The following is a 23,593-nucleotide window of genomic DNA, read 5'->3' as shown; positions in this document are numbered from 1 at the left end:
AATGCCGGAGATACATCCGCGAAGAGGAGCGTTCCGCTTATGATCATTGTAAGTGCCTGCCTTGCAGGATTCCCTTGTAGGTATGACGGAAAGAAAGCAATAAATCCTGCCGTGCAGCAGCTTGTAAAAGAAGGAAAAGCAATACCGGTCTGCCCGGAGCAGCTTGGAGGCTTACCGACACCGCGTTCGGCAGCAGAAATAAAAGCAGGAAAAGTCATCAACACCGACGGCGATGATGTAACCGAAGCATTTGAAAAAGGTGCTGCTGTAGTTTTAGAAATAGCACAGCAGTATGGTTGTACGGATGCACTGCTTAAAGCCCGTTCCCCTTCATGCGGAAAAGGTTTGGTTTATGACGGGACTTTTTCCGGAATACTCACTGCAGGAAACGGGAAAACGGCAGATTTACTCATGAGGAATGGGATAACCGTAATGACCGAAGAAGAATGGAGCGATATCGATCTCCCTTTGGGCTTTTTAAAGCACTAAGCAAGTTCTAAGCGAGCGCTAAACGTGCTTTCCGCGCTGCCCGGCGATGTGCCAGCATGCCGTATTTGGGTGCAAACACCATCGCGCAGGCAAAAAAGAACGACTCCGTTAAAATGATACACGCGCCGGTCGCTCCGTTCAGGTAATAGCTCACATACGTACCAATCAAGGAACTCATCACCGCGGAGCAGGCGGAAATAAGGAGCATCCGGTTCAGCCTGTCCGTCAACAGATATGCAATACAGCCGGGAATAATCAGCATCGCAACCGTCAGCAAAATCCCCGCCGCCTGCAGCGACGCAACAATGGTCAGCGCCGTCAGCGAAAGAAACAGGTAATGAATAGCCTGCACGTTCAAACCCACCGCCTGCGCATGGTTTTTATCAAACAAGTACAGCAGAATATCCTTCCGTTTGGCAATCAGTACAACCAGCGTCACCACCGAACATACAACCGCCTGTATCATATCGCCCCTTTCAATCCCCAAAAGGCTCCCGAACAAAATATGCATAAAATGAATATTTGAACTCACCTTCGTCACCAAAATCAGCCCGATCGCCATCAGCCCCGTAAAAACCACCCCCATCACCGAATCTTCATGGATACGGCTCCGGTCTTTTATCCACCCCGTCGCAGCCGCATTCAATAGCCCCGCCGCAAACGCCCCAACCCCAAGCGGAATATGTAAAAGATACGCCCCCACAATTCCCGGCAGTACCGCATGAGAAATCGCATCCCCCATCAGCGACCAGCCCTTTAAGATCAGATAACAGGAAATAAGGGCGCAAACACCCCCAACCAACGCCGCTATTACGAGTGCCTTTATCATAAATCCATACGTAAACGGCTCTAAAACCGACATTAACCACATAGACCCCTCCTCTTTTTTGTGTTTTTTATAATCTTTTGGGCGGCTTTTTGCTTCGCAAAAATCAGGCTTTTCGGGGTTCCGCCTCTCGGCTCCATTCCTTCGGAACGGCTTCGCCGCCCCTACAATCCTTGCCGCTATTAAAAGCTGGGCAGTTTAAAAATACAATCTTCTCCTCAGTTTTGCCCCAAAAAGGCTTTCAGCGAACGTGCTGCCGTCCGCCGCGCGGAGATGATGCCGTGATGCGGCGCAAAGAACAAAATGGCCAAAAATAAAAAGAATTGCAGCGCAACAATACACCCGCCCGCCGAACCATTCAAATAATAGCTGATATAGGCTCCTGCAGAAGCAGTAAGTGTCCCGATTACTGCCGCAAGCCCCATCATCATCGGAAATCTATCCGTGAGCAGATATGCGGCAGCTCCCGGCGTTACGAGCATTGCTACAACCAGCACACTACCTACCGTTTGCAGCGCCGCAATCGCCGTAACGGCAAGCAGAGTGAGCAGCAGCAAGTAGAGCGCATTGGTGTTTAGACCTATCGAGCGGGCGTGCGACGGATCAAACGAAAAAAGCCGCAAATCCTTCCATTTCAGCAAGATGATGATAAGACTTCCGCCTGCAATAATCAGTGTCTGCACAATATCTCTGTCGGCGATACCGAGAATATTTCCCATAATGATTGTCGTAAGACTGATGTTACTTGGGTACAGTGAGATCAGCAGCACACCGAGCGCAAAAAACGTGGTATAGACAATACCTATTACCGCATCTTCGCGAATCCGTGTCTTATTTTTAACAAAGCCCATGATAAGCGCGGCAAGCATTCCGCTGATAAACGCCCCGATAGAAAACGGAATACCGATAATATAAGCAACCGCAACTCCCGGCACCACCGCATGGGATAGCGCATCTCCCAAAAGTGACCAGCCTTTCAGCACAACAAAACACGACAGCAAGGCACACACCCCGCCGACACCTCCGCTCACCAAAATCGCTTTCACCATGTATTCATACTGAAAAGGAATTAATAACATATCACTCCATCAAGGCAAACGCATCAGACTATTTTTTTAAATACCCCGCAGAATAATGGGGCTGTTCGACCAGAGTTGAACTGCTTTGCAGTTCAAATGGTCTCACAACCTCCATTATTCTGCGATTTTTATATATTTGTCTAATGTGTTTGCCTTTCTCTTCAAAATAAACTGTGGAAAATTTTTAATAAAATTTTCCACAGAAAGGAACGCAACCGCTTTAAATATATCGGGCGCGGTTGCTTTTTCAAAACCACCACTACTCAACAACATTTCTTATGCCCTTGAGGTACGGTTTGCCCTCCTGCTTGGTAATCAAAGCCCCCTCGTCATCGGTGAATACTCTTATTTCGTGAGCAGTGTCTTCCGGATTATCGGTATGATCAATCTTAATACTCCGCAGAGCGCCTCCAAAGGCTTTGATCAGGTTTTCGGCGGTGAAGGTGGTTTCCGTCGCACCGGAGGCAATCACTGTCCGATTGATGATTACAACATGATCGCAAAACTCAGGGATGGAACCTAAATCGTGTGTGGAAACAAAGATCAGATGCCCTTCGTTTTTCAGCTCACGCAGCAGCTCGATAATCGCTGTTTCCGTTTTAACATCGACTCCGGTAAACGGCTCATCGAGCAATATGATTTTTCCCTGCTGCGCAAGCGCCCGCGCCAGAAATACTCGTTTTTTTTGTCCGCCTGAAAGTTCGCCGATCTGACGATCTTTAAAATCGAGCATTTGTACCCGCTCTAAACTGCGCTCGGCCATTTCTTTATCCTCTTTGCTCGGAATACGGAGAAAGTTCATATAGCCGTACCGCCCCATCATCACTACATCCCACACACTAATCGGAAACGACCAGTCCACATCTTCAGACTGCGGCACGTATGCAAGTAAGTGCTGTTTTTGTGCCATACCAATCAGTTTTCCGCAGATTGTTACATATCCGCTCATCGGTTTAATAAAGCCCATGATTGTCTTAAAAAGCGTGGACTTTCCGCTGCCGTTTACCCCGACCAATGCGGTAATCGTCCCCTTTTGCAGGGAAAATGACGCATTGTATAAGGCAACATGCCCGTTGTTATAGGCAACACTGACATCCTTTACTGTAAGTTCAACGGGATATTCCTGCTTACCGTCCATAATTCTCTCCTTAATTATTAGCCCGATATTGCGGGGGTATATTTCCGTACATCCGCCATCACCGTTTATCTAAATCTCTGCGGCTTACCGTGAAAGACTATCCTGGAATCCCTTCACGATTGCATTCGCATTGTATTCCAGCATTTTAAGATAGGTCGGGGCATCTCCGTCTTCATACGTCAAAGAGTCGACATATAAAACCCCGCCGTAATAGGCTCCGGTTTCCTTACAGACTTGCAGCTGCGGCTTATTGCTGATAGTACTTTCGGAAAAGGCAACGGGAATATGATGCTGCCGGATGGTATCTACCACCTTTTGAATTTGCTGAGGACTGCCTTCCTCGTCGGCGTTAACCGGCCACAGGTACAATTCTTTCATATTGCAGTCGCGGATAAGATACGAAAAAGCCCCTTCGCAGGTTACGAGCCAGCGCTGCGATTCGGGGATTTCGGAAAGCTTTTCAGTGAGGAAGGTGTCTATTTTTTTGATACTTTCACTGTACGCAGCTGCATTAGCATTATAGGTTTCCGCATTCGCAGGGTCTAAACTCACAAAGGCTTTTCTGATATTTTCCACATAGATGAGCGCATTTTTCGGGGACATCCACGAATGCGGGTTCGGCATCCCGTTGTACGGTCCTTCCCCAATCCCTATCGGATCAATCCCATCGCTGAGCGTAACGCTCGGCACATCTTTTACATTGCCCATGAATTTTTCAAACCAGCGTTCAAGCCCCAAACCATTGCGCAGCACCAAATCCGCAGACTGCGCCTTCACAATATCGAGGGGAGTCGGCTCATACTCGTGAATTTCCGCCCCCGGCTTGGTAATTGATTCTACCAAAAGCTTATCGCCTGCAATATTCTGTGCCATATCCTGCAAAATAGTGAAGGTTGTTACTACCCGTTTGGGGCGCGCAGCATCCGCTTTACTTGCAGCCGCATCTTTTTTTGCACAACCGGTAATACCGGCTGCACCGATAATAAACGTTAGTACTATGAGTACAATTATTGACCATTGTGTATGATTTTTCATACAATCTCCTTTAAAAAAAATATTTAAGAACAAAAAATCTGTTTTTAGTAGTTAAGACTACGTATTTCTGCCATAAATGTAGTACATACTACAGTATTTTGTCAAGACTATTATCATAATTTGAATGGTAATAATAGCAGTCCGGTGTTTAGAGGTTTTCTATAAACTGCTTCATACATTCCAATGTTTCGGAACTGATGTGGTGTTCCAATCCTTCGGAATCGAGGAGTGCAGTTTTTTCGCTTACGCCGAGTTTCAGTAAAAATTGGAGTACGATTCCATGCCGGACAGCACATTCGCGCGCCAATGCACGGCCTTCTTCGGTAAGGCATATCGGCTTATGGGTACCGCTTTCGATCAAATGATTGACTTTTAGCCGTTGCAGCACCTGAATGACCGACACATGACTTACGCCGAAATATCGTGCAAGATCCATAACGCGGCATTTCCCGTTTTCTTTACTGATTTGGGCGATAGCTTCCGTATAATCTTCCAGTATTTCTATTGCGTGATCCGCTCGTGTCCGCGAAAACGCCGCCGATGCTTCCGTTTTTTCTTCCATCATTATTCAATCCGATTTTTTACAAGATACTCCATGTTAGAGATGCCCTATAATATATGGTTCGGCGTCTGTCTTTCAAGTAACAAAATATTTTGAATATTGAAAACGCCTGTATTGCATTGGAAGGGGTTATGGGATACACTTGAATACATGAATTACATTGATTTACGCAGTGATACCGTTACATGGCCAACCGAGGCAATGCGGGAAGCTATGGCGAAAGCTCCGGTCGGCGATGATGTGTACGAAGATGATCCTACCGTTAAGGAACTGGAACAATATGCGGCAAGTATTACCGCAAAAGAAGCAGCACTCTTCGTGCCTTCCGGTGTATTCGGAAATCAGTTGGCGCTTTTCACGCATTGTCCGCGCGGCAGTGAGGTCATTTTAGACGATCAATGTCATATCGTGCAGCATGAAAGCGGAGCCGCAAGTATTATTGCAGGTGTACAACTGCGGACTATCGATGCGCACGGTTCTATTCTTTTGCCGGAATCAATCGAACCGCGGGTACGTATCGGCGACGATATCCATGAACCTAAGACAAGCCTTATCTGTTTGGAAAATGCGCACTCAAACGGAAAAGTATTTTCGATAGAGCAGATGGAGAAGGTGAGGCGATGTGCAAATCGCTATCATATTCCCATTCATCTTGACGGTGCGCGCCTGTTTAATGCAGCCGTTTCTTTAGGTGTTGAAGCGAAAGAACTGACGCAGCATGTCGATTCTGTTATGTTCTGCCTTTCCAAAGGTTTATGCGCACCGGTCGGCTCTATTTTAGCGGGAAGCCGTAAATTTATCGACCAAGCGCGCCGGAACCGGAAGATTATGGGCGGCGGGTTGCGTCAGGCAGGTGTTCTTGCCGCTGCAGGCTTAATCGCTTTAAAAGAGATGCGGTACCGCCTCGATACCGACCACCAAAATGCGGGAATGTTGGAAAAGCTCTTAAACGATGTCGATAAAATAGAGATTGCACATGACCGCAGGGACATTAACTTTGTGTTTTTCAAAAATAATGCAGATGCGCAATTGGATACCGAAGCCTTTGTCGAATACATGCATGAAAAAAATATTTTAATTAATCCTTGCGACCGCGACGGGTATTTCCGGTTGGCAACTCATTATTGGATAACAAAAGAGCATATCCAATATATTGCGGACACAATTAAAGAGTTTTACGCCTAAATGCAGCATACCAATCAAAATACGCTTACACAGGATACACGCACCAAGATTGTACGTACCGCCTCTTTTGTCGCACTCGGCGGTAATTTGCTGCTTTGCGTACTAAAACTCACTGTCGGTCTTATAACCGGAAGTTTATCGGTGCTGGGAGACGGTATCGATACTGCAACCGATGTGGGCATCGCCGTAATGGCAGTCCTTGTCAGCTTTGTCATCAATAAGCCGTCAGACTCCCGCTATCCGTGGGGACGTCAGCGTGCCGAAACCATTGCTTCTATGGTGTTGGCATTTATCATTATGTTTGCCGGTATCCAGCTTTTTATCGCCTCAATCAATAAACTGATACAGGTTTATAAGGGTGAACTGCTTCCGATGCCGCAGCGCATTGCGATAATCGTAACGGCGGTATCTATTGCCGGTAAGCTCCTCCTCGCGTTTAATCAATATCTCCTCGGTAAAAAAGCGCAAAGCTTGATGATACTTGCTAACGCGCGCAATATGGTAAACGATATTGTCATCTCATCTTCGGTACTTATCGGTTTTGTCATTTCTCTATTATTCCACGCGCCGTATTTTGATCCGCTTGTCGCATTGCTTGTTTCGTGTCTTATTATCAAATCGGCTATTACACTCTTTATCGAACTCAATGTGGAATTGATGGACGGCAATACCAATAAACAGCTTTATGAACAGCTTTTTAGCGCTGTAGCCTCCATCCCTGAAGTTAAAAACCCTCACCGGGCACGCATACGCAAGATGGCGAATTTGTGGGATATCGATTTGGATATCGAGGTGGACGGTTCCATGCCGGTAAGCGAGGCGCATATTATTGCAGAAAAGACTTCACTTGTTATTAGAAATACGCTTGGGAATGTCTATGATATTGTTATCCACATTGAACCCTATAATTCCGATAGGGACGGGGAGTGTTATGGGTTATCAGCGGAAGATGTAGGGGGCATAGAATAGTGCGGAAAAAAGGGTGCGGCGCACTTTTTTTATTGATACTGCTGCCGCTCTGTTCGGAATCTCTACGGGATCAAAATAAGGCATATTTTGACTCTATTCAATGGGAAGCATTAGGTGATGATTTAGTTATTCCGCCTATTTCCGAACCGTATAGTATTGAAGGTAACCGGCCTGTTCCGTATGCAGATACCATCGATGATGGAGATATTTTACCCTCATTGCCGCAGCTCGGCATATTGGACTATCAAAATATTCCGGAAGATGTATTGAGCTTTTGCGATAGCATTGCCGCAGCAGTTGTAGCAAAATCGCTCGGTTCCGCCTTATTTAGTACACAAAAAGCTTTTTTACCGCAGCTTGGACGTTTTATGTTTGAACATTTTCCTGATTTTTCTTCTGCTTTTTACGGACGCCCATCCTTTAAACAGGACGGAAGTGCAATAATACTGATGCGGCTTGCTGTAAAACAGGCTGTTCCGGAAGTCTCGAACGCAAATCAAGATGCCGCTATACAGCAAGATACCGCTGTGCAGACGGGAGATGCGGATAATATAGCCGATGCCCCCAACCTTTTTTCAGAAGACGAACAGCCGCTGTTTATTATGGTGGAATTCGGCGCAGTAAAAGAAGATACTGTATGGAAAATTTCTTATATTGATTTTAAGGGGGCAGAATATGCAGATTCCGCTCTCACGGATTGAATATGACTATATCGTTGAAGCATTTTTACAAGAGTTACCTCCGCTCCTTCTGCAATCGGGTGCACTCTTTTATATGTTACCGTCCGGCTCCTATACGATAAAAAATAGTAAGCTCTATTTTCAACCGCTTTCTGAATTCATTGGGAAGAAAACTTCCGTTTTTTTTGAGCATAAGAAGCGAAGTATTGTCTTTCATACGGCTGTGTATGCAGATGCAGGCAGCTGCTATGTAATGTTCCCGGATATTGCGTATAAATACGACCCCGAAAAACAGCCCCAAAATAATGTTTTTGCAGAAATTTATATACCGGATAATCCTCCGATTACCGCGCAGGAACACGAACATTTTCCCCTCGATTCGATTATCCACACAGATCTGCATCTGCCCCCCTTTACCGACTTTTTGCCCTCAGCGTATCAAACTGCCGCGCAATTTACGGCGGAAAAAACAGTAACACAGAATATTTTCCCGCTTTTTCTTTACCGGCTGCATGAGTTTGAACAGCAAACATTTATGATGTTTAACCCGTATGCTTCAAGCGGGTTGTATGTATTATTTATAGATAGCAAAATACTCATCTGTGGATGTAGAGACGACTATGCCGTTTCAATCGGAAAACGGCAATCGCTTAGATTTGTTCTGCATTTTCCTCACCGTATCATTCATAGCAAGGGACGCAGCTTATTTTCTCATTTTCTACCCAAGAGCAACCGTGCTGTTCTCGGTTTTGTGTTTGAAGAGCTTTTCGAAGAAGATAAACGTTTTTTATATGAGCGGGTGTATCATGAGAAATACAGCCCCTCGACCTTTTGAAATAGACGGTGCATCTGCGTTGCTCGTTCAGCGAAGTACATCCGTGACTTCGCTGAACACAAGTTTGACCGGTGTCAAACTTGTTTCTGCTTAATACGCGCGGCATCCGTGCCGCTTTTGAAAGTGCTCAACGTAGCAGAACCGCCATGGACGGCGGTGATGCAAATCAGAAACGTGTTTAGGCGTAAGACTAAACACGCAGCCCAAGAATGTATAGGACGTACATTCTTGGGCGTACCTGCGGTTAATTTGTGCTTGCGCCTTGTATCTGCAGAACGGACAAGGATGTCCGTGGATCCCGCAGCAGCGATGTTTTTGCAGCGCAAAAACTCGCGTCCAGAAGTGTACACGGATGTACACTTCTGGACAGGCTATTTTCAAAAGGCGTACGGAGATGATTTTTTGAAAAACAGGTAGTGCAGAACCGTATTATTCTATTGCAATACCGTGGCGTTTTTTGGGGTACTGCTTCAGCATCGCGATCGAGTTACGTTTATCACCGAATACAAAACCGCCGTTCCAGTACTCAAGCGCAGCAAATAACGCATTTCCGCCATCATTATCATCGCTTTGCGCCGTTCTAAAGGAAACATATTCGCCAAGATTGGTAAAATCTTGCTTATACAAACATTCAAGCCGTTTGCGGTTAAATTCATTCCATTTTTCTATATCTTTAAAGCCGGAACCTTCATCTTCTACGATGAGGTGAGCATGTTCGGGGCTGAATTCATACCAGACCTTTACTTTCTTTTTAGGATCGCATTTGTTTCCATGCTTTACGGCATTTTTAATGATCTCACTGATTTGCTGCTCAAGCAGGTTGATTCCTTTAATTTCCAACGGAGCCGACTGGACAATCAAAAGGGTGAAATAGCGAATTTGCCGGAAATCTGAAGGAAATTCCTTATACAGCATACCGGTCTTATCAAACAATGGGTCTTTTCCGTCAACACGTAATTCTTTGATCATATTGTAACATTCTCCTATTGGCTATCGGCTAATTTTTGCAGCGCCTCTTCCAGACTATTAGTAATTGGAAAGAAGCCCATCAGTTTTGTTAATTCGATAACTTTCTTTACTGAACCGTGAATATTAGTAATATACAATTTTAAGTTTTTCTTCTTTAAGGTTGAACAGATATAAATCAATGCGCCGATACCGGAAGAATCGATATATTCGACTTCTTCAAGATTGAGTACAATACATTGAATCTGACGCTCAAGCATCTTTGCAATTAATTCCTTCAGTTTATACGAATTGTATAAATCCATTTCTCCGCTTACATCGACAATGTATACATCCTTGTTTTTTCGGATTTTCAGTTCCATACTCTGTCCTCCTTATCCCTATTTCACTTTAATAATCATCACCGTTTGATCATCATGAGGCGATGTTTTCCCGATAAATGTTTTTATTTGCTTGTTAATTTTCTCGGTAATTGCTTTTGCCGGTAATGAGGCGTTGGCAGCCAAAATCTCCCCAAGAGCTTTTAATCCAAAGGGTTCTCCCCGTTCATTGAGTGTTTCAACAACACCGTCAGTAAACAAAACGGCAATATCTCCTGTTTCAACCTGAATCTTTTTGCAGGTATAAACCGACTTACTATCTACGCCGATAGGATCTGATTTTTGTTCAAGCCGGACTAATTTCTTTGTCGAAGCTTTCCATAAGAGGAGAGACTGCGTTCCGGCATTCACATACTCAATGCTTTTCTCTACAGGAATATACGCCAATAACGATATGCTTGCATAGTGGTCAATCGATATTTTTCCGGTAATACCCTTATTTAAAATATCGAGAATACTCTGAGTATTTTGTGCCGTATTGGTGATAAGATAAAGCAACGAGCGAATCATTACCATAACGATACAAGCATGAATACTTTTACCGGCAACGTCGGCGGTAATACAGAACAGTCTATCTTTCTGATTCTGAATAATATCATAGTAGTCGCTGCAAACGCCTCGCGCCTGATTAAAAAGCACCGAAAAACTCAAGTCCGCTGTATCGACGAGCTTCTTAGGAAGCAGTATCTTTTGAATACGGCTCGCAATATCGGTTTCATTTTCAATCGTGTTTAATTCCGTTTCTTCATGCAAATCATATATCAGTCTCAGTGCTGCCGTTGCATAGCTGGTTAATATTTCGCCGATTTGCACATCAGATTCGGTAAACGGTGCATGCTCGGTGCTTCGTGATAAAGAAATAAGACCGGCTACCGTATCCCGATATACCATCGGAAGAGTAAGTAATGAGCCCGGCATAAGAAACGGTTCTTCTCCGTTTACAACAATTCTGCTATCTTTCTGTGCATACGGAATTAAGATCGATTGTGCCGATCGCGCAGCCTCACCAAAAAATGAATTATTAAGCGGAAATTCCGCATATCTGAAATTAGTGGCAACTCGATCCGGCTGGTGCGGCACATCATCAGGCAGCTTATACGGCGGCGGATAATTTCCACTATATGCTTTAACACTGAGCACGTCTTCAAATTCACCGATGGTAAGGATAACACCTCCATCCGCAAAGAGCTGTTCAATCATGATTTTATTGATAAAACCAAGAATTGCGGATACATCATTTTGCTGCCGTATTGCTTCGGCTGCTTTTATTAAGAAGGTGTTGCCGATAGGCAGCAGCTCTTTTGCCCGTATCGCGGTTTCATCAGGACGTTGCGCGTTAATCAGTTCTTCCTGTATCGATTCTATTTCTGCTTTTAATGCTGCATATTCCCGCCGGTACATCATATCGTTTGAAGCAACTACCGACAATAGGATAAAACAGAGGATACCAAGCGCCAATGAAGCAAACGGAAAAGAAATATACCGGAAGTAACCTGCTGCCGCTATAGACAAAAGCATAAACACAGCCAATACAATATTATATACCCGCATCGTTTGCGTAGTTTTTCTATCCTTTATAGCCCGTATTACGAAAAACGAGCAGCATACTACGCTTATTGCAAGAAATACCGTTGCGGCAGAAACCATTTTCATAAAGGCAATTCTATCATCTATTGCCGGTATCGTCAATTATAAAATTCCTACATTATAAAATTCCTACATTATAAAATTCCCGCAAGCGCTGTTATTCTGCGGACATACATTTTGAAGAACCTGATGCCTTTGTTCTGACATTTTGAATATCCGGCTTGTCTATATTGTTTTTTTTGAGTATGTTATGCCTTATAAATAGGGAACCTCCACTACCTTCACCGGAGTTTTGAGCGGAATCCTAGAGTAAAAGATGAGGCAATGGCAGTTATGAATCAGAATGATGATAAGAACAAAAAGGATCCGAACGAACAAGATCCCTTTAATTTTTTCAAGTTAAGCTCCGAACCGTCCAATAACAATAATAATAAGGATCAAAAGAAACCTCGATTACCTTTTATCGCGATTATTGCAGGCGTGTTTATAATTCTACTGATTGTAAACCAGTTCTTGATGAAGCAAGATGCAAATATTATTCCTTTTTCGGAGTTTAAAGACCGTGTTGCATCAGGCGAAATCGTTAAGGTGATTATGGGGCCGACATACTTTATCGGACAAACGAAAACGCAAGCGAGCAGCGAACAAACACGAAGCAAGTTGCCGTTTTTACCTGCGGATGCGGGGGATGCCTATCAAACGGTCGGAATATATTCGGAATCTTTTTTACAATTGCTGGATGAGCACAATGTCATTTATTTAGTACGTCCTAAAGAAAACAACTTTCTCGTGGACTTTTTGGTACAATGGATACTGCCGTTCGGTTTTATCTTCCTTCTTTGGCATTTTGTCATGAAACGCTTTACCTCAAATCTCGGAGGGCTGGGCGGCAGTATCTTTTCCGGCGGGCAAGCGCGATCTGCAGCCGTCGAGGAAGGAAAAGTTACCACTCGTTTCAGCGATGTCGCAGGCGTTGACGAGGCAAAAGAAGAACTGGTTGAAGTTGTAGACTTTTTAAAATATCCTCAAAAATATACCGAAATAGGCGGTAAGATTCCGCGCGGCGTTTTGTTGGTCGGCCCGCCCGGAACCGGTAAAACCCTGCTTGCACGTGCCGTTGCAGGGGAATCGGGGGTTCCGTTCTTTCGGATTAGCGGCTCAGACTTTGTAGAGATGTTTGTCGGCGTGGGCGCCTCCCGTGTACGTGATCTCTTTAAGCAAGCACGGGAAAAAGCTCCCTGTATCATTTTTATCGATGAGCTTGATGCCATCGGTAAGTCCCGTTTAAATTCCATTCATTCAAACGACGAGCGAGAACAGACGCTCAATCAGCTGCTCGTAGAAATGGATGGATTCGATAACAGCACCGGGCTCATTTTGCTTGCGGCAACAAACCGCCCCGATGTTCTTGACCCTGCGCTGCTTCGCCCCGGCCGCTTTGACCGGCAGGTAGCGGTTGACCGCCCCGATATGAAAGGACGGGAGCAAATCCTCAAGATACACGCCAAGAATGTGAAACTTTCCAGCGGAATTGATCTCAGCGATACTGCGCGAATTACCAGCGGTTTTTCCGGCGCTGATCTTGCAAACGTGATTAACGAGGCTGCTTTGCTTGCAGTACGCGGCGGCCGTAAAGAAGTTATCGCAGAAGACCTTAATGAGGCGGTAGAAAAAGCGATTGCCGGTTTACAGAAAAAGAGTAGGGTAATAAAGGAAAAAGAACGTCAAATCGTCGCGTATCATGAAACCGGACACGCAATAACAGCCGCCTTTACCGAAGGAGCGGATAAGGTGCATAAAGTTTCCATTATACCGCGCGGTATTGCAGCACTCGGTTATACCTTGAATATCCCCGAAGAAGACCGATTCTTGAGTACTGAAAAAGAGCTGCTTGCAGAAGTTGACTGTCTCCTCGGCGGACGGGCAGCTGAATTTGTGCAGTTCGGTGTTGTTTCCACCGGCGCCTCAAGCGATCTATCACGCGCTACCGATATTATCCGCAGCATGATAACCGACTACGGTATGAGTGATCGATTTAAAAACGTTGCACTTTCAAAGCGGGGCGGCGGCTACGGAGCAGGAGATCCTCAGCTGGTACGCGAATATTCCGAAACAACACAGCAGTATATCGATGAAGAAATTGCCCGCATCATGGAAGAGCGATATGCCGTTGTCGTAAACCGATTACAAGAAAAAAAGACTCTATTGGAGTATATTGCAAAGCGCTTGCTTGAGAAAGAAACAATTGATAAACAAGAGTTTGAAGATATTATCAAGGCGGAGTCTCAGTTACCGCGGCAACCCATCCTTCAATCACCGGAAGCAGCACTGTCGGATGAATCGGATGTATCCGGAAAAGCCGGTGCGTTCGCTGCCGATAGTTCGGATTCATCCGCGCCTCAGCAATAATCAAACATTCAAAATACTTATCGTGTATCTCTAAAAGCTCATCGAGTGAGTTTTTAGAGATACCAATATCTAGAAATGTAACGGAATTTTATACTTCCATAATCACTGAAAATAGTATACAATAAATATTGTTTTAGTAAGGATGATCCGTGAATACCTCAAAAAAAAATGTGCATTTATGCTTTTGTGTACAGCTTTCTATCTCCTATTTACAGCAAATTGATAAAAACGATAATGCTTCGCTGTATAGGGCTTTTTTTTCCGGTATTCAAGCGGAGGAAAAGCTGCCGTTAACTATTTTTGCGGCGGGCAGCTTTTTAGAATGGCAAAAAGGGAAGCGCCAAGCTTATTCCATGCTGTTAAACAATATGCTTTCCCGCAAACAGATTGAGCTTCTGGGGGGAGGTTATCATCAGCCTTATCTATCACTGTTGCCTGCCTCCGATGTTATCGGTCAAATAGAGATGATGACCGCCGCTATCCGTACCCACTTCGGAAAGCGGCCGCGAGGGCTTTTTGTAACCGCTTCCGCATGGACACCGTCGCTTATTACCCCGCTTATCCGATGCGGTATGGAATATTGCCTTCTCGACTACCGTTTATTCCCGACAGATATAAAGCGAAATAATCAAAATATCGGTTTCTCTCCTGCGATTGTTGAAGATAAAGGAAAAACAATTACGGTATTTCCCTGTATTCCCGATGATCCTGATTTCGCAACCCGTACACCGCAAGAATTTTATGAAAAAGTAGCGGCCGCAGCCCCTTCTTCAGGAGAATCTATGTATCTCCTGTTCTTACCGATTAAAACCTATATAAAATGCCTTGAAAAGAATAAAGACGGATCAAATTGGTTTTCTTCCTTTGTAGAGCTGTGTAATCAACCTGAATCGGTTATTCGGCTTACCCACACGGCTGAATTGATGAAACGGAGACAACCGCATCCGCCCATGTATATTGCTCCGAATACGGTTCTCTGTGATGCTCCGACAGGACATGCGACAAAACACGCCGTTACGATACAGCGCGATGCCTTTAAAATTTATTCTAAAATGATGTATGTGAATATGTTGGCAAACGGTATGAAAGGCGATAAGGCGCGTAAAAAATATGCCTTGCAAGAGCTATGGAAAGCGCAAAATGCCGAGCTTTTTGCGCTGGAAGCTTGTATTCCCGAATACCATAACGAATTACGCCGTATTGCGTATCGAAAACTGCTTGTTGCTGAAAAACAAACACGCCTTCCGGGTATATTTACCGAAGGTCTTACCCGATATGATATCGATATGGACGGTTTTAAAGAGTTTTTATCTCAACGTTCATCATTAAATATGTATGTACATCATCACGGCGGGAAGATTTTTGAATGCGACGTATTCTCCGCTTATAAAAATTATTCCGATATGCCGCTCGAACATTCCGGAATGTTTATCGACTATCTCTTATCGGAAGCTGCTTTGCAGCACCTCAAAGATGGGCATCCGGAAGCACTTACAACCGTATTTTCCGATAATACGTATCAAGAAATTGAAATCAATACTATTCGATCGGAGCTGAAACTATCTACTGCCGGTTTATTTGATTCCAGTATCGAACAGCCAGTTTCACTGCGTAAACAATATACCTTTTTCCCTGAGGGAACACAGGTTCAATACATATTAAAGAACGACAGCCCTTTTAATCTTTCTTCTTATTTTGTCGTTGAAATCGATATTGCATTGGAAGAAACCGATTCCGTTATGCCTTCCTTATCACTGTATGATTGCGAAGAAAACCAAAAGAAAGAGTGCAGCATAACTACTGATGTATTCAATAAAGTTTCATGGATATTGCTCGAAGATCCCGAAGGAAAAATACAGTTTACAATGGAAGCAAATGAAGTACCGGGACTCATCGTTGTTCCCGTTTACGGTATGTGCAAAAAAGAAACGGAAACGATTGAACAGAGAATACACGGTGTTCGGATGTTTTTTTATTGGAAAGCTGATTTAAACTCAAATTATGAAACTGAAAAAATGCTCTTTTTAAAGATAAAAAATAGAAAGGCATCGCGAACGGCAGTATCAGCAACCACCGTGCGTGCCGATTAAATGTTACTGATACAACAAAATTGCTTATGATACCATTAGCGCAATCGTTTTCATTTTCTACACCGCATGGACGCACGCTCGTGTGCTATTCGGATACCGTCCGCCTCCCTCAACTTCCGGAAAAGGGAAGGGTAGATGCATTATATGTATGCGATGAGCATACGCTCCCGCTTTTGCGGCAAGCAGAATATTTTTCTGCTCAAGTACCGCTGGTAGTGCTGCCGGCAGGGGATGAGGCGAAAAACTTAGACACCCTGGCGCTTATTGCCGAAAAAGCTGCCGAATACGGACTTGATCGGCACGCTTGTTTTATTGCGTTCGGCGGCGGCGTAGTGTGCGACATAACCGCTCTTGCGGCTTCCCTTTATATGCGCGGTGTACAGTGTATTCTGGTACCGACAACCGTATTGGCAATGGCTGACGCAAGCATCGGGGGAAAAACGGCGGTTAATCTTTCCGGTTATAAAAATCTTATCGGTACGTTTTACGCTGCCTCATCGATTATCCTCTGTTTTCCGGTACTCAGTTCCTTGCCCGAAGCCGAATATCGATCAGGGCTTGCTGAAATACTGAAAACTGCCGCCCTCTACGATACCGAACTGTATCAAATGTTCCTAACCCGGCATGATGAGATTATCCGCAGAGATAGCACTTGCCTTTCACTGATGATTCGCCGCGCTGCAGAGGCTAAGGCACGTGTTGTTGAACGGGACTTTACCGAACAGGGAGAACGCGCTTTCTTGAATTTTGGGCATACTTTTGGCCATGCACTCGAAAGTTTATCTCATTTTTCCATACCGCACGGAGATGCTGTCGCTTGGGGCATATCCCGTGCCTTAGCTGTAGGTCTTCGTATGCAGCTCACTGATAAAGACTACGCTGCTTCTCTTATAAAGATTCTTAACTGTTATAATTGGTGTACAAATCCTGTCTACTTTAATAGACAGCTTAATAGTAGTTCTTTTGCAGATGAGATTATTGCACGTATGAAAAAAGATAAAAAGAACCGCGGCGGGATGATTCGGCTTGTTCTTCAAGAAGACATACTGAAAACACAGGTACGGGAAGTCGATACGTCTATAATACGGGAGGTACTGATATGATTTACTTGGATTGGGCGGCATCAGCCATTCCATATACTGATGAGATTGAAGCTGCTTATCGTGAGGCAACAGCGGTATTCGCAAATCCTTCTGCTCAGCACCGATTCGGAAAAGAGGCGCGGGAGATGCTGGAAAAAGCTCGCAGCCGCTGTGCCGCTGTACTCGGAGTTCCTGCTGAAACACTTTATTTTACCTCCGGCGCATCAGAATCAAACAGTCTTGTTCTCTTGTCATTATTAACCCGTCCCGTAACCGGTAGTCTGGTAATCAGCAACATCGAACACCCGTCGGTGCGGGAGCAAGCTGCCGTATTGGAGCACTGCGGCTGGACAGTTTTAACCGCACCTTCCGGTAAGAACGGTTGCGTTACCCCTGATGCAGTGCTGCATACGCTCCGGGAAGATACCATGCTGGTTGCAATTATGGGCGTTAACAATGAGGTCGGAGCTATTCAGCCTGTTAAGAGCATTGCACAGGCGCTCAAAACACACACCGCCGGGAAAAGACCCATCCATTTTCATGTTGATATGGTGCAATCGATCGGAAAATTACCGGTAGCGGAGCTGGGACTGGCCGATGTACATTCCGCATCGATGAGCGCTCATAAGATCGGCGGACCGCGCGGTATCGGCCTCTTATACTTAAAACAGCCCGTGAGTTCCGGTATCCGCGGCGGCTCACAGGAACGTAATATTCGGCCCGGAACGGAAAACCTTGCCGGTGCTTGTGCGCTTGCTCGCTGTCTTGAAAAAACATATACGGATTTTCAGCAAAAATTTGAACGGGCAGGGGAGTTATCGCGTTTTCTCCTCGAAGCGCTGTCTCAAATTCCTGAATGTTCGATTATCCCCGCTGCAAGAGTACCGGCTCCATCAGTACCGAATGAGACTAACTGCGCCTATGCATTTTCACCGTGGATTATACAAGTGAGCTTTGCAAATGTTCCTGCAGAAATTATGACCCGATGCCTCTCCGATCGCGAAATCTTCGTATCGGCCGGTTCGGCATGTTCATCAAAGAAAAAGGTGCGCCCGATACTGGCTGCTCTTTCCGTTAGTCCCGAAATTGCACAAAATGCCATACGGATTTCCATCGGGCATAGTACGGAAAAAAGTGATTTGGAACAATTCATTTCCGCAGTGAAAGAAATTATCAAAGATTTTAATTAATTTGGAATACAGTAAAAAGGTATAGAATAATGAAATTCGATATATCGCATCATCCACAAGAACGGCATCGGCAGGTAAAGCGTGCAAAAGTACTTGGTTACTGTATGGGCGTACGGAGGGCGGTTGAAGCGGTATATCGAGCTCTTACCAAGTATCCTGATAAAACGGTGTATACATACGGTCCGCTTATCCACAATCCGGTAACAATGCAGCTCTTGGAAGCGAATGGGGTACGTATTGTAAACCCCGACGAAGAGCTTAAATCTCAGATTACACCTGATTCGCCGATTATTATCAGAGCACACGGTATTGCTCCGCAAAAACGGCAAGAACTGATAGACTGTGGCGCAATCATTATCGATGCAACCTGTCCGCGTGTTATCGCAAGCCAATTCAAGGCTGCACAGTATTCGCAAAAAGGTTATACGGTTATTCTTGCCGGAGATAAAAACCACGGAGAACTGATTGGGATTAAGGGATACGTCTTGTCGGTTCCAAATGGTAAGTGTATTACCGTGCAGACAGCTGCAGAAGCGGAAAACGTGCTGTATGATGGAGCTCCCACTGTTCTTATTGCCCAGACCACCATTAAGCGGAAAGAATATCGTGCAATTGCCGAAATCCTCTGTAATAAAATTCCCGACCTTACTGTTTTAGAAACTATTTGTCCGGCGACCGACGAACGGCAGGAGGCACTCCTCGAACTCGTGAAAGAGGTTGAGGCGATACTTGTCATCGGCGGAGGTAATTCCGCCAATACACGCCGCCTGTTACAAACCGCCCTTGACAACGGCAAACCGGCATGGCTCGCCGAATCCGCCGACGGCATTCCACAGGAAATTTACCGATATGGAACAATCGGTCTTGCGGCAGGGGCCTCAACCCCTGACAGCAGTATTGACACAATCGAAAAACGGTTACTAGACAAACCGCTATGAAATATGCTATAATATTCAATTAAATCTATCAATAATGAGCGTTCTGTCTACTAGGATGTTATTCTAACTGATTTAATGTGTGACGTACACATATATAAACATAACAGCAGAGCGCAGACATCTCTCCTTTTTGAGATAATAAATCAAAGGTTATATATTGTTTCCCGTATTACTTTTTGATAATGTAATGCCAGCGGATCCTCCGGAAATATTTCCAATGATTTTGCAATATAAGTTTGAGCCGTAGCATAGTTTTTTTCTTTGATTTTCTTTAATGCTTTTTCAATATATGACGCTGTTTTTTGTTTTTTATCCTGAGTATCGGGCGCATCACAATCATATACTTCATAAATAACCGTTTGTTCTGCCGTATCAATAACCGGCGATTCTTGAATACACCGTATATGAAAATTTTCGGGATATTGAAGCGATTTAAAAATCGACTCAGAAATAATAATGGTGTTGGAATAAACTTTTGTTGCAGCCTGCAACTCTTCCGCCGTATAGCAAGTATTTGAAATAACGACACTATCTAAGCGGCTGTCATTTCCGATAACGCCTAAAAGAATCTTTCCGGTATCAATCCCTATTCCCGCTCTAATAGCAGGGAGATTTCCTAATCGTATATTTTCTTCTTGCAGTTTTTTCTGAATTTCAATACCGCATGCGACTGCGGCATCAGGATTCTTGGAAAATAACGCAGTAAAACCGTCACCAAGAAATTTCATAATAACACCGCCATATTTTCGAATAATAGGGGCAACTAAGGCAAAATATTTATTAAGCAATATAAATACTTCGTCAGGTTCGAGTTGTTCCGACATACTGGTAAAAGATCGAATATCAATTGAAAGTACAGTCATAGACAATTCTGACGAGTCGCCGGTATTTATCTCTGTAATATTATTTTTTTGCAGAAACATCAGTAATTGATTGGGGAAAAATCGGCGCAATGCATTTTGAATTCTCTTTTGCTCTTCTACAAGCTGCTCGATTTGATGTATTGATGTGGCATAGTTGTCAATACTCATAATAACGGCAATGATAATCGAAATTATAGCACCTTCTTGTAAGAGTAATTTACCTGAAATAACCCATTGGCTGACCAGTGTATCATACAGTGCAAAACCTGCCAGAATACCTAATACCATGGCAATCCATACCGCAGACTTCTTTCTTTTAAATAATGCACGGATAATAATTATTGCATCATAAATGGCAGCAATGAATATAAGTGTTTGCTGCATATATAAATACCGGGAAACAAGAAGCGTCGGTGCGATAGCAATAAAAGCGGTTGATGACAGACAAATTGCAATAATACTCCGATAAATCCATACATACTGAATATTAAAAATCTTATTAATAAATATCGTAAAAAACAATGCAGCTAACGGCATAGAGGAATAGCGCAAAATAAAATAAAACTTCCATGGCATTGTCAGCCAAATATAAGCAAGAATATGCGGATAGAATACACTAATTCGAATACTAATTGTTATGGCGGCAAACGCGAACCATAATATATAGGGCATTTTCTTATAATTTAAGTACAGCATGATAAAAAACATACTGAATAGCAGCAATACTGTAGCTGTGATATTATAGAATAAAAGATTGAATACAAAAGACTCGTTTAAAATATCAGCAGAACCGAGAATAATCGATTGATCTGTTCCTCCATACCGATTATGAAAATTAGATATATTCACAACAATATCAGCCGTACCGTTTTTTAGCGGCTTAAAAGATGCCATACTGATTGTTTTTCCGGGGATTTCCGTTTGTGCGGATACGCCGGGCTGCCCCTGCCCTGCCCTATCAATACCATTAATAACAATAGTACAGCTTGAGAGAATATGATTTAATTGAAGTACATATACTTTATTAGGATTAAGTCCGACAATACGTAATCCGTATGAGGCATAGCCGAATTCGGTTTTCAGCGAAGTTTCACTGAGTCTACCCGGCAATGGCGCATATAACGGCCGCGTATTATCTCTAAAATAATAGAACTGATTAGGGGTAAAATGCCATTGCCCTTTAATGCTGAATATATCCCGGTCGCCATGTGCAGGCAATGTCAATAGACCATGTTGAGCCGTTATTGCATGTTCCCTCATGTGTTGTATCGGTTTTGCTTTATGAATAAATGTTATAATAAAAAACATACAAAGAAAGGGTAAAGCCCCTAAGAGTATCTTTTTCATAGTAAATCGACCTCATAAACATTTATTAAATTTCTTTTACCATGGAATTTTATTTTTCCATAATAAAAGCAGGTGTGGGTGCGCCAGTAGTTTTCAAGAAGCTGCTCCCTAACCGTTTCGCTAATAATGACATTCACCTTTTTTTCAGTTGCGTAACTGTGCATACGGGAAGAAATATTTACTACGTCAGAAATAACCGTCGTATCCATCCGCTCCGGTTCTCCGATAGTTCCCATCATCAGTTTTCCATAATGAATCCCTGATGAGATATGAATCGAAGACAGTTTTTGTTGCTGTCTATGTATATTGATCTTTTTAATAAGTTGAGTAATCTCAATAATGCAGTCTACCGTTTCTTCTGCGGTACCGTAAAATAGAACCATTAATCCATCTGTAAGATATTTATCAATAAATCCTTTATATTTTTTAATAATAGGATTAGCAGCCTGAATAACAGTGTTGTATAAAATCAATAATTCTTCGCGGGCACTGCTTGATGAAAGCTTTGCTTTGATACCGAGGTGGATAAAAGCAATAAACATATTTTTATTAGTATTGTCACCAAGCGAAATATCCGTAACGTTTTTCTTATTCAAAAATTGCAAGAACTCATTCGGAAAGAATCGTTGAAAAGATATATTGGTGTTTTGAATCGATTCAATCATCTGCTCTTGTGTTTTAAAAGCTGCAGAAAAATGCCGAATAACAACAAATGCCATCGGAACCATCAATAGCAATACGCCAAAATGAGAAATAAAGGGAGCATTGATAATACCGTTGGAAATTAATCCGTCAAATATTGCTGCACTGATAAACAATAAAAATGAGATTAAAAATGTCAACGCATACGGTTTCCGTTTGATTAATGCATAAGCAACAACTATGCATACAATAGTAGAAAGAAATAATATATAGAGCTGCACACCCAGCAAGATGCCGACGAATACCGGCATCGGCGCAAGAAGTGTCATTAAACCGTACAAAAACAGCGGAATAGTCAAAAAATAAAAAACCTTTGACGGTTTTTTGATAAATAAATTAAGAATAAAAAGAAAGGTAAAAATAGCACAAAGCGGAAATGTCAAATACCCCAACCGGTACATAGTAATTGTCGACACATCGGGGAAGAAACTTCTTAATAAAAAGTCATTATAACAAAGTGTTCTGACGGCAAAACCGTAACAAAGCAACCCAAAGATACCGGCAGTCGTTTCTTTTCGGTAAAAAAGGAATAAAGAAATAAAGAAAGTAGCCATACTGAAGAGAATAGAAAAGATACCGGATGAAATCAATTTATCCAATACTTTTTTTGTTTGCAATGTTGAATAAAGACCAAAAAGAAAGGGCGTTTCCAACCCCGGATTCCTATCATGAAAATTCGACAAATGAATGACAATGGTTGCTTCTGTTTCATTATTCAGCGGTAAGATAACCGTATCGGAATGCCAATCAAACACCTCTTCTTTGAAATTCTTTCCGGGAACTCCCGATGTATAGAATAGGTTACCGTTTAGATATACGGTGAAGGCCGAGGATGTGCGGGTAAAATGCATCGCATATATCTTCTGAGGCTCAAAACCGCGGATTCTGACCGCATACGAAGCATATCCTTGTACCGGTTGTGCAGGCGTATATGTTGTCCAGCCGAATTCAATCGGCTGGAAATGCATATATGCCTCGAGCGGCATAACCGAAGAAACAAATTCTTGTTCTGCATAAGCCCATGAACCTTTCAGCGAATAGACTGTATCCTTATCAATATCTGAGATATCATAAATTCCATTTGAAGCATAGAGCCTATCTTCTTTTGTACAAGAAATCGTATAAAGACTCACCGTGAGCAGGATAAGAATGAATGCTATACTTTTAATTTTCACAATTAATCCTTGACTGTTGTATTCCGGTACAGCCACTTTACTAAATTTTCTTAATCTACTATATAA

General features: G+C 43.4%; 20 protein-coding genes. 10 read left to right on the top strand and 10 right to left on the bottom strand.

What is annotated here, in order from left to right:
• Positions 1–39: 39 nt before the first annotated feature.
• Positions 40–489, top strand: a complete 450-nt coding sequence (locus QI63_RS11395; RefSeq protein ID WP_044016521.1) for a 2-thiouracil desulfurase family protein — start codon at positions 40–42, stop codon at positions 487–489.
• Positions 490–496: 7 nt separating this feature from the next.
• On the opposite strand, the gene QI63_RS11390 is transcribed toward QI63_RS11395, so the two are convergent.
• The 5 genes from QI63_RS11390 to QI63_RS11370 form a co-directional block, all read right to left on the bottom strand.
• Complete coding sequence (locus tag QI63_RS11390; RefSeq protein ID WP_044016519.1) at positions 497–1,360, bottom strand: metal ABC transporter permease; 864 nt, start codon at positions 1,358–1,360, stop codon at positions 497–499.
• A gap of 173 nt (positions 1,361–1,533) precedes the next feature.
• The gene (locus tag QI63_RS11385) at positions 1,534–2,394 is read right to left on the bottom strand and encodes a metal ABC transporter permease (RefSeq protein WP_044016517.1); all 861 of its coding nucleotides are present in this window, start codon (positions 2,392–2,394) and stop codon (positions 1,534–1,536) included.
• Positions 2,395–2,653: 259 nt separating this feature from the next.
• Positions 2,654–3,532: a metal ABC transporter ATP-binding protein gene (locus QI63_RS11380; RefSeq protein ID WP_052185559.1), complete on the bottom strand. Its 879-nt coding sequence runs from the start codon at positions 3,530–3,532 to the stop codon at positions 2,654–2,656.
• 84 nt (positions 3,533–3,616) lie between these two features.
• On the bottom strand, positions 3,617–4,567 hold the full coding sequence (locus QI63_RS11375) for a metal ABC transporter substrate-binding protein (protein ID WP_044016513.1): 951 nt from the start codon (positions 4,565–4,567) through the stop codon (positions 3,617–3,619).
• 148 nt (positions 4,568–4,715) lie between these two features.
• Complete coding sequence (locus QI63_RS11370) at positions 4,716–5,132, bottom strand: iron dependent repressor, metal binding and dimerization domain protein (protein WP_044016511.1); 417 nt, start codon at positions 5,130–5,132, stop codon at positions 4,716–4,718.
• Between the two features lie 147 nt (positions 5,133–5,279).
• On the opposite strand from QI63_RS11370, the gene ltaE reads away from it, so the two are divergent.
• The 4 genes from ltaE to QI63_RS11350 are packed head-to-tail and all read left to right on the top strand — an operon-like array spanning position 5,280 to position 8,798.
• Entirely contained in the window at positions 5,280–6,314 is a 1,035-nt protein-coding gene (gene ltaE / locus QI63_RS11365) for a low-specificity L-threonine aldolase (RefSeq protein WP_044016509.1), read from the top strand.
• On the top strand, positions 6,315–7,283 hold the full coding sequence (locus tag QI63_RS11360; RefSeq protein ID WP_044016507.1) for a cation diffusion facilitator family transporter: 969 nt from the start codon (positions 6,315–6,317) through the stop codon (positions 7,281–7,283). It begins immediately after the preceding gene.
• Entirely contained in the window at positions 7,283–7,984 is a 702-nt protein-coding gene (locus tag QI63_RS11355; RefSeq protein WP_044016505.1) for a hypothetical protein, read from the top strand. The genes QI63_RS11360 and QI63_RS11355 overlap by 1 nt, the downstream gene beginning before the upstream one ends.
• The gene (locus QI63_RS11350; protein WP_044016503.1) at positions 7,959–8,798 is read left to right on the top strand and encodes a hypothetical protein; all 840 of its coding nucleotides are present in this window, start codon (positions 7,959–7,961) and stop codon (positions 8,796–8,798) included. The genes QI63_RS11355 and QI63_RS11350 overlap by 26 nt, the downstream gene beginning before the upstream one ends.
• Before the next feature lie 429 nt (positions 8,799–9,227).
• Here the strand turns inward: QI63_RS11350 and QI63_RS11345 are convergent, their stop codons facing one another.
• The 3 genes from QI63_RS11345 to QI63_RS11335 are packed head-to-tail and all read right to left on the bottom strand — an operon-like array spanning position 9,228 to position 11,797.
• A complete protein-coding gene (locus QI63_RS11345) occupies positions 9,228–9,767 on the bottom strand; it encodes an ATP-binding protein (protein WP_044016501.1) in 540 nt (179 codons plus the stop codon).
• 14 nt (positions 9,768–9,781) lie between these two features.
• A complete protein-coding gene (locus tag QI63_RS11340; RefSeq protein WP_044016499.1) occupies positions 9,782–10,126 on the bottom strand; it encodes an STAS domain-containing protein in 345 nt (114 codons plus the stop codon).
• Between the two features lie 18 nt (positions 10,127–10,144).
• Positions 10,145–11,797, bottom strand: coding sequence for a PP2C family protein-serine/threonine phosphatase (locus QI63_RS11335; protein WP_044017376.1), 1,653 nt, complete (start codon positions 11,795–11,797; stop codon positions 10,145–10,147).
• A 267-nt stretch (positions 11,798–12,064) separates the two neighbouring features.
• Here QI63_RS11335 and ftsH point away from each other — a divergent pair, with 267 nt between their 5' ends.
• The 5 genes from ftsH to ispH all read left to right on the top strand — a co-directional run bounded on the left by ftsH (position 12,065) and on the right by ispH (position 19,440).
• Positions 12,065–14,140 carry an ATP-dependent zinc metalloprotease FtsH gene (gene ftsH, locus QI63_RS11330; RefSeq protein ID WP_044017374.1) on the top strand — a complete coding sequence of 692 codons (2,076 nt, stop codon included), beginning with the start codon at positions 12,065–12,067 and terminating at the stop codon, positions 14,138–14,140.
• A gap of 149 nt (positions 14,141–14,289) precedes the next feature.
• Positions 14,290–16,230: an alpha-amylase/4-alpha-glucanotransferase domain-containing protein gene (locus QI63_RS11325; protein WP_044016497.1), complete on the top strand. Its 1,941-nt coding sequence runs from the start codon at positions 14,290–14,292 to the stop codon at positions 16,228–16,230.
• 26 nt (positions 16,231–16,256) lie between these two features.
• On the top strand, positions 16,257–17,333 hold the full coding sequence (locus tag QI63_RS11320; protein ID WP_044016495.1) for a 3-dehydroquinate synthase: 1,077 nt from the start codon (positions 16,257–16,259) through the stop codon (positions 17,331–17,333).
• The gene (locus QI63_RS11315; protein ID WP_044016493.1) at positions 17,330–18,502 is read left to right on the top strand and encodes a cysteine desulfurase family protein; all 1,173 of its coding nucleotides are present in this window, start codon (positions 17,330–17,332) and stop codon (positions 18,500–18,502) included. Before QI63_RS11320 ends, QI63_RS11315 begins: the two co-directional genes overlap by 4 nt.
• 29 nt (positions 18,503–18,531) lie before the next feature.
• A complete protein-coding gene (gene ispH / locus QI63_RS11310) occupies positions 18,532–19,440 on the top strand; it encodes a 4-hydroxy-3-methylbut-2-enyl diphosphate reductase (protein WP_052185558.1) in 909 nt (302 codons plus the stop codon).
• A gap of 143 nt (positions 19,441–19,583) precedes the next feature.
• On the opposite strand, the gene QI63_RS11305 is transcribed toward ispH, so the two are convergent.
• Complete coding sequence (locus tag QI63_RS11305) at positions 19,584–21,650, bottom strand: adenylate/guanylate cyclase domain-containing protein (RefSeq protein ID WP_044016492.1); 2,067 nt, start codon at positions 21,648–21,650, stop codon at positions 19,584–19,586.
• Positions 21,647–23,527: an adenylate/guanylate cyclase domain-containing protein gene (locus tag QI63_RS11300; RefSeq protein WP_052185557.1), complete on the bottom strand. Its 1,881-nt coding sequence runs from the start codon at positions 23,525–23,527 to the stop codon at positions 21,647–21,649. The genes QI63_RS11305 and QI63_RS11300 overlap by 4 nt, the downstream gene beginning before the upstream one ends.
• Positions 23,528–23,593: the final 66 nt, after the last annotated feature.

It is taken from the genome of Treponema sp. OMZ 838 (assembly GCF_000775995.1).
Taxonomy (GTDB): Bacteria; Spirochaetota; Spirochaetia; order Treponematales; family Treponemataceae; genus Treponema.
Note: the sequence above shows the minus strand (reverse complement) of the source record. Positions and strands in the feature narration are given on the sequence as shown.

Coding starts and splice junctions, on each gene's coding strand:
- QI63_RS11395 (WP_044016521.1), top strand. CDS start 40: ATGATCATTGTAAGTGCCTGCCTTGCAGGATTCCCTTGTAGGTATGAC.
- QI63_RS11390 (WP_044016519.1), bottom strand. CDS start 1,360: ATGTGGTTAATGTCGGTTTTAGAGCCGTTTACGTATGGATTTATGATA.
- QI63_RS11385 (WP_044016517.1), bottom strand. CDS start 2,394: ATGTTATTAATTCCTTTTCAGTATGAATACATGGTGAAAGCGATTTTG.
- QI63_RS11380 (WP_052185559.1), bottom strand. CDS start 3,532: ATGGACGGTAAGCAGGAATATCCCGTTGAACTTACAGTAAAGGATGTC.
- QI63_RS11375 (WP_044016513.1), bottom strand. CDS start 4,567: ATGAAAAATCATACACAATGGTCAATAATTGTACTCATAGTACTAACG.
- QI63_RS11370 (WP_044016511.1), bottom strand. CDS start 5,132: ATGATGGAAGAAAAAACGGAAGCATCGGCGGCGTTTTCGCGGACACGA.
- ltaE (WP_044016509.1), top strand. CDS start 5,280: ATGAATTACATTGATTTACGCAGTGATACCGTTACATGGCCAACCGAG.
- QI63_RS11360 (WP_044016507.1), top strand. CDS start 6,315: ATGCAGCATACCAATCAAAATACGCTTACACAGGATACACGCACCAAG.
- QI63_RS11350 (WP_044016503.1), top strand. CDS start 7,959: ATGCAGATTCCGCTCTCACGGATTGAATATGACTATATCGTTGAAGCA.
- QI63_RS11345 (WP_044016501.1), bottom strand. CDS start 9,767: ATGATCAAAGAATTACGTGTTGACGGAAAAGACCCATTGTTTGATAAG.
- QI63_RS11340 (WP_044016499.1), bottom strand. CDS start 10,126: ATGGAACTGAAAATCCGAAAAAACAAGGATGTATACATTGTCGATGTA.
- QI63_RS11335 (WP_044017376.1), bottom strand. CDS start 11,797: ATGAAAATGGTTTCTGCCGCAACGGTATTTCTTGCAATAAGCGTAGTA.
- ftsH (WP_044017374.1), top strand. CDS start 12,065: ATGAATCAGAATGATGATAAGAACAAAAAGGATCCGAACGAACAAGAT.
- QI63_RS11320 (WP_044016495.1), top strand. CDS start 16,257: ATGATACCATTAGCGCAATCGTTTTCATTTTCTACACCGCATGGACGC.
- QI63_RS11315 (WP_044016493.1), top strand. CDS start 17,330: ATGATTTACTTGGATTGGGCGGCATCAGCCATTCCATATACTGATGAG.
- ispH (WP_052185558.1), top strand. CDS start 18,532: ATGAAATTCGATATATCGCATCATCCACAAGAACGGCATCGGCAGGTA.
- QI63_RS11305 (WP_044016492.1), bottom strand. CDS start 21,650: ATGAAAAAGATACTCTTAGGGGCTTTACCCTTTCTTTGTATGTTTTTT.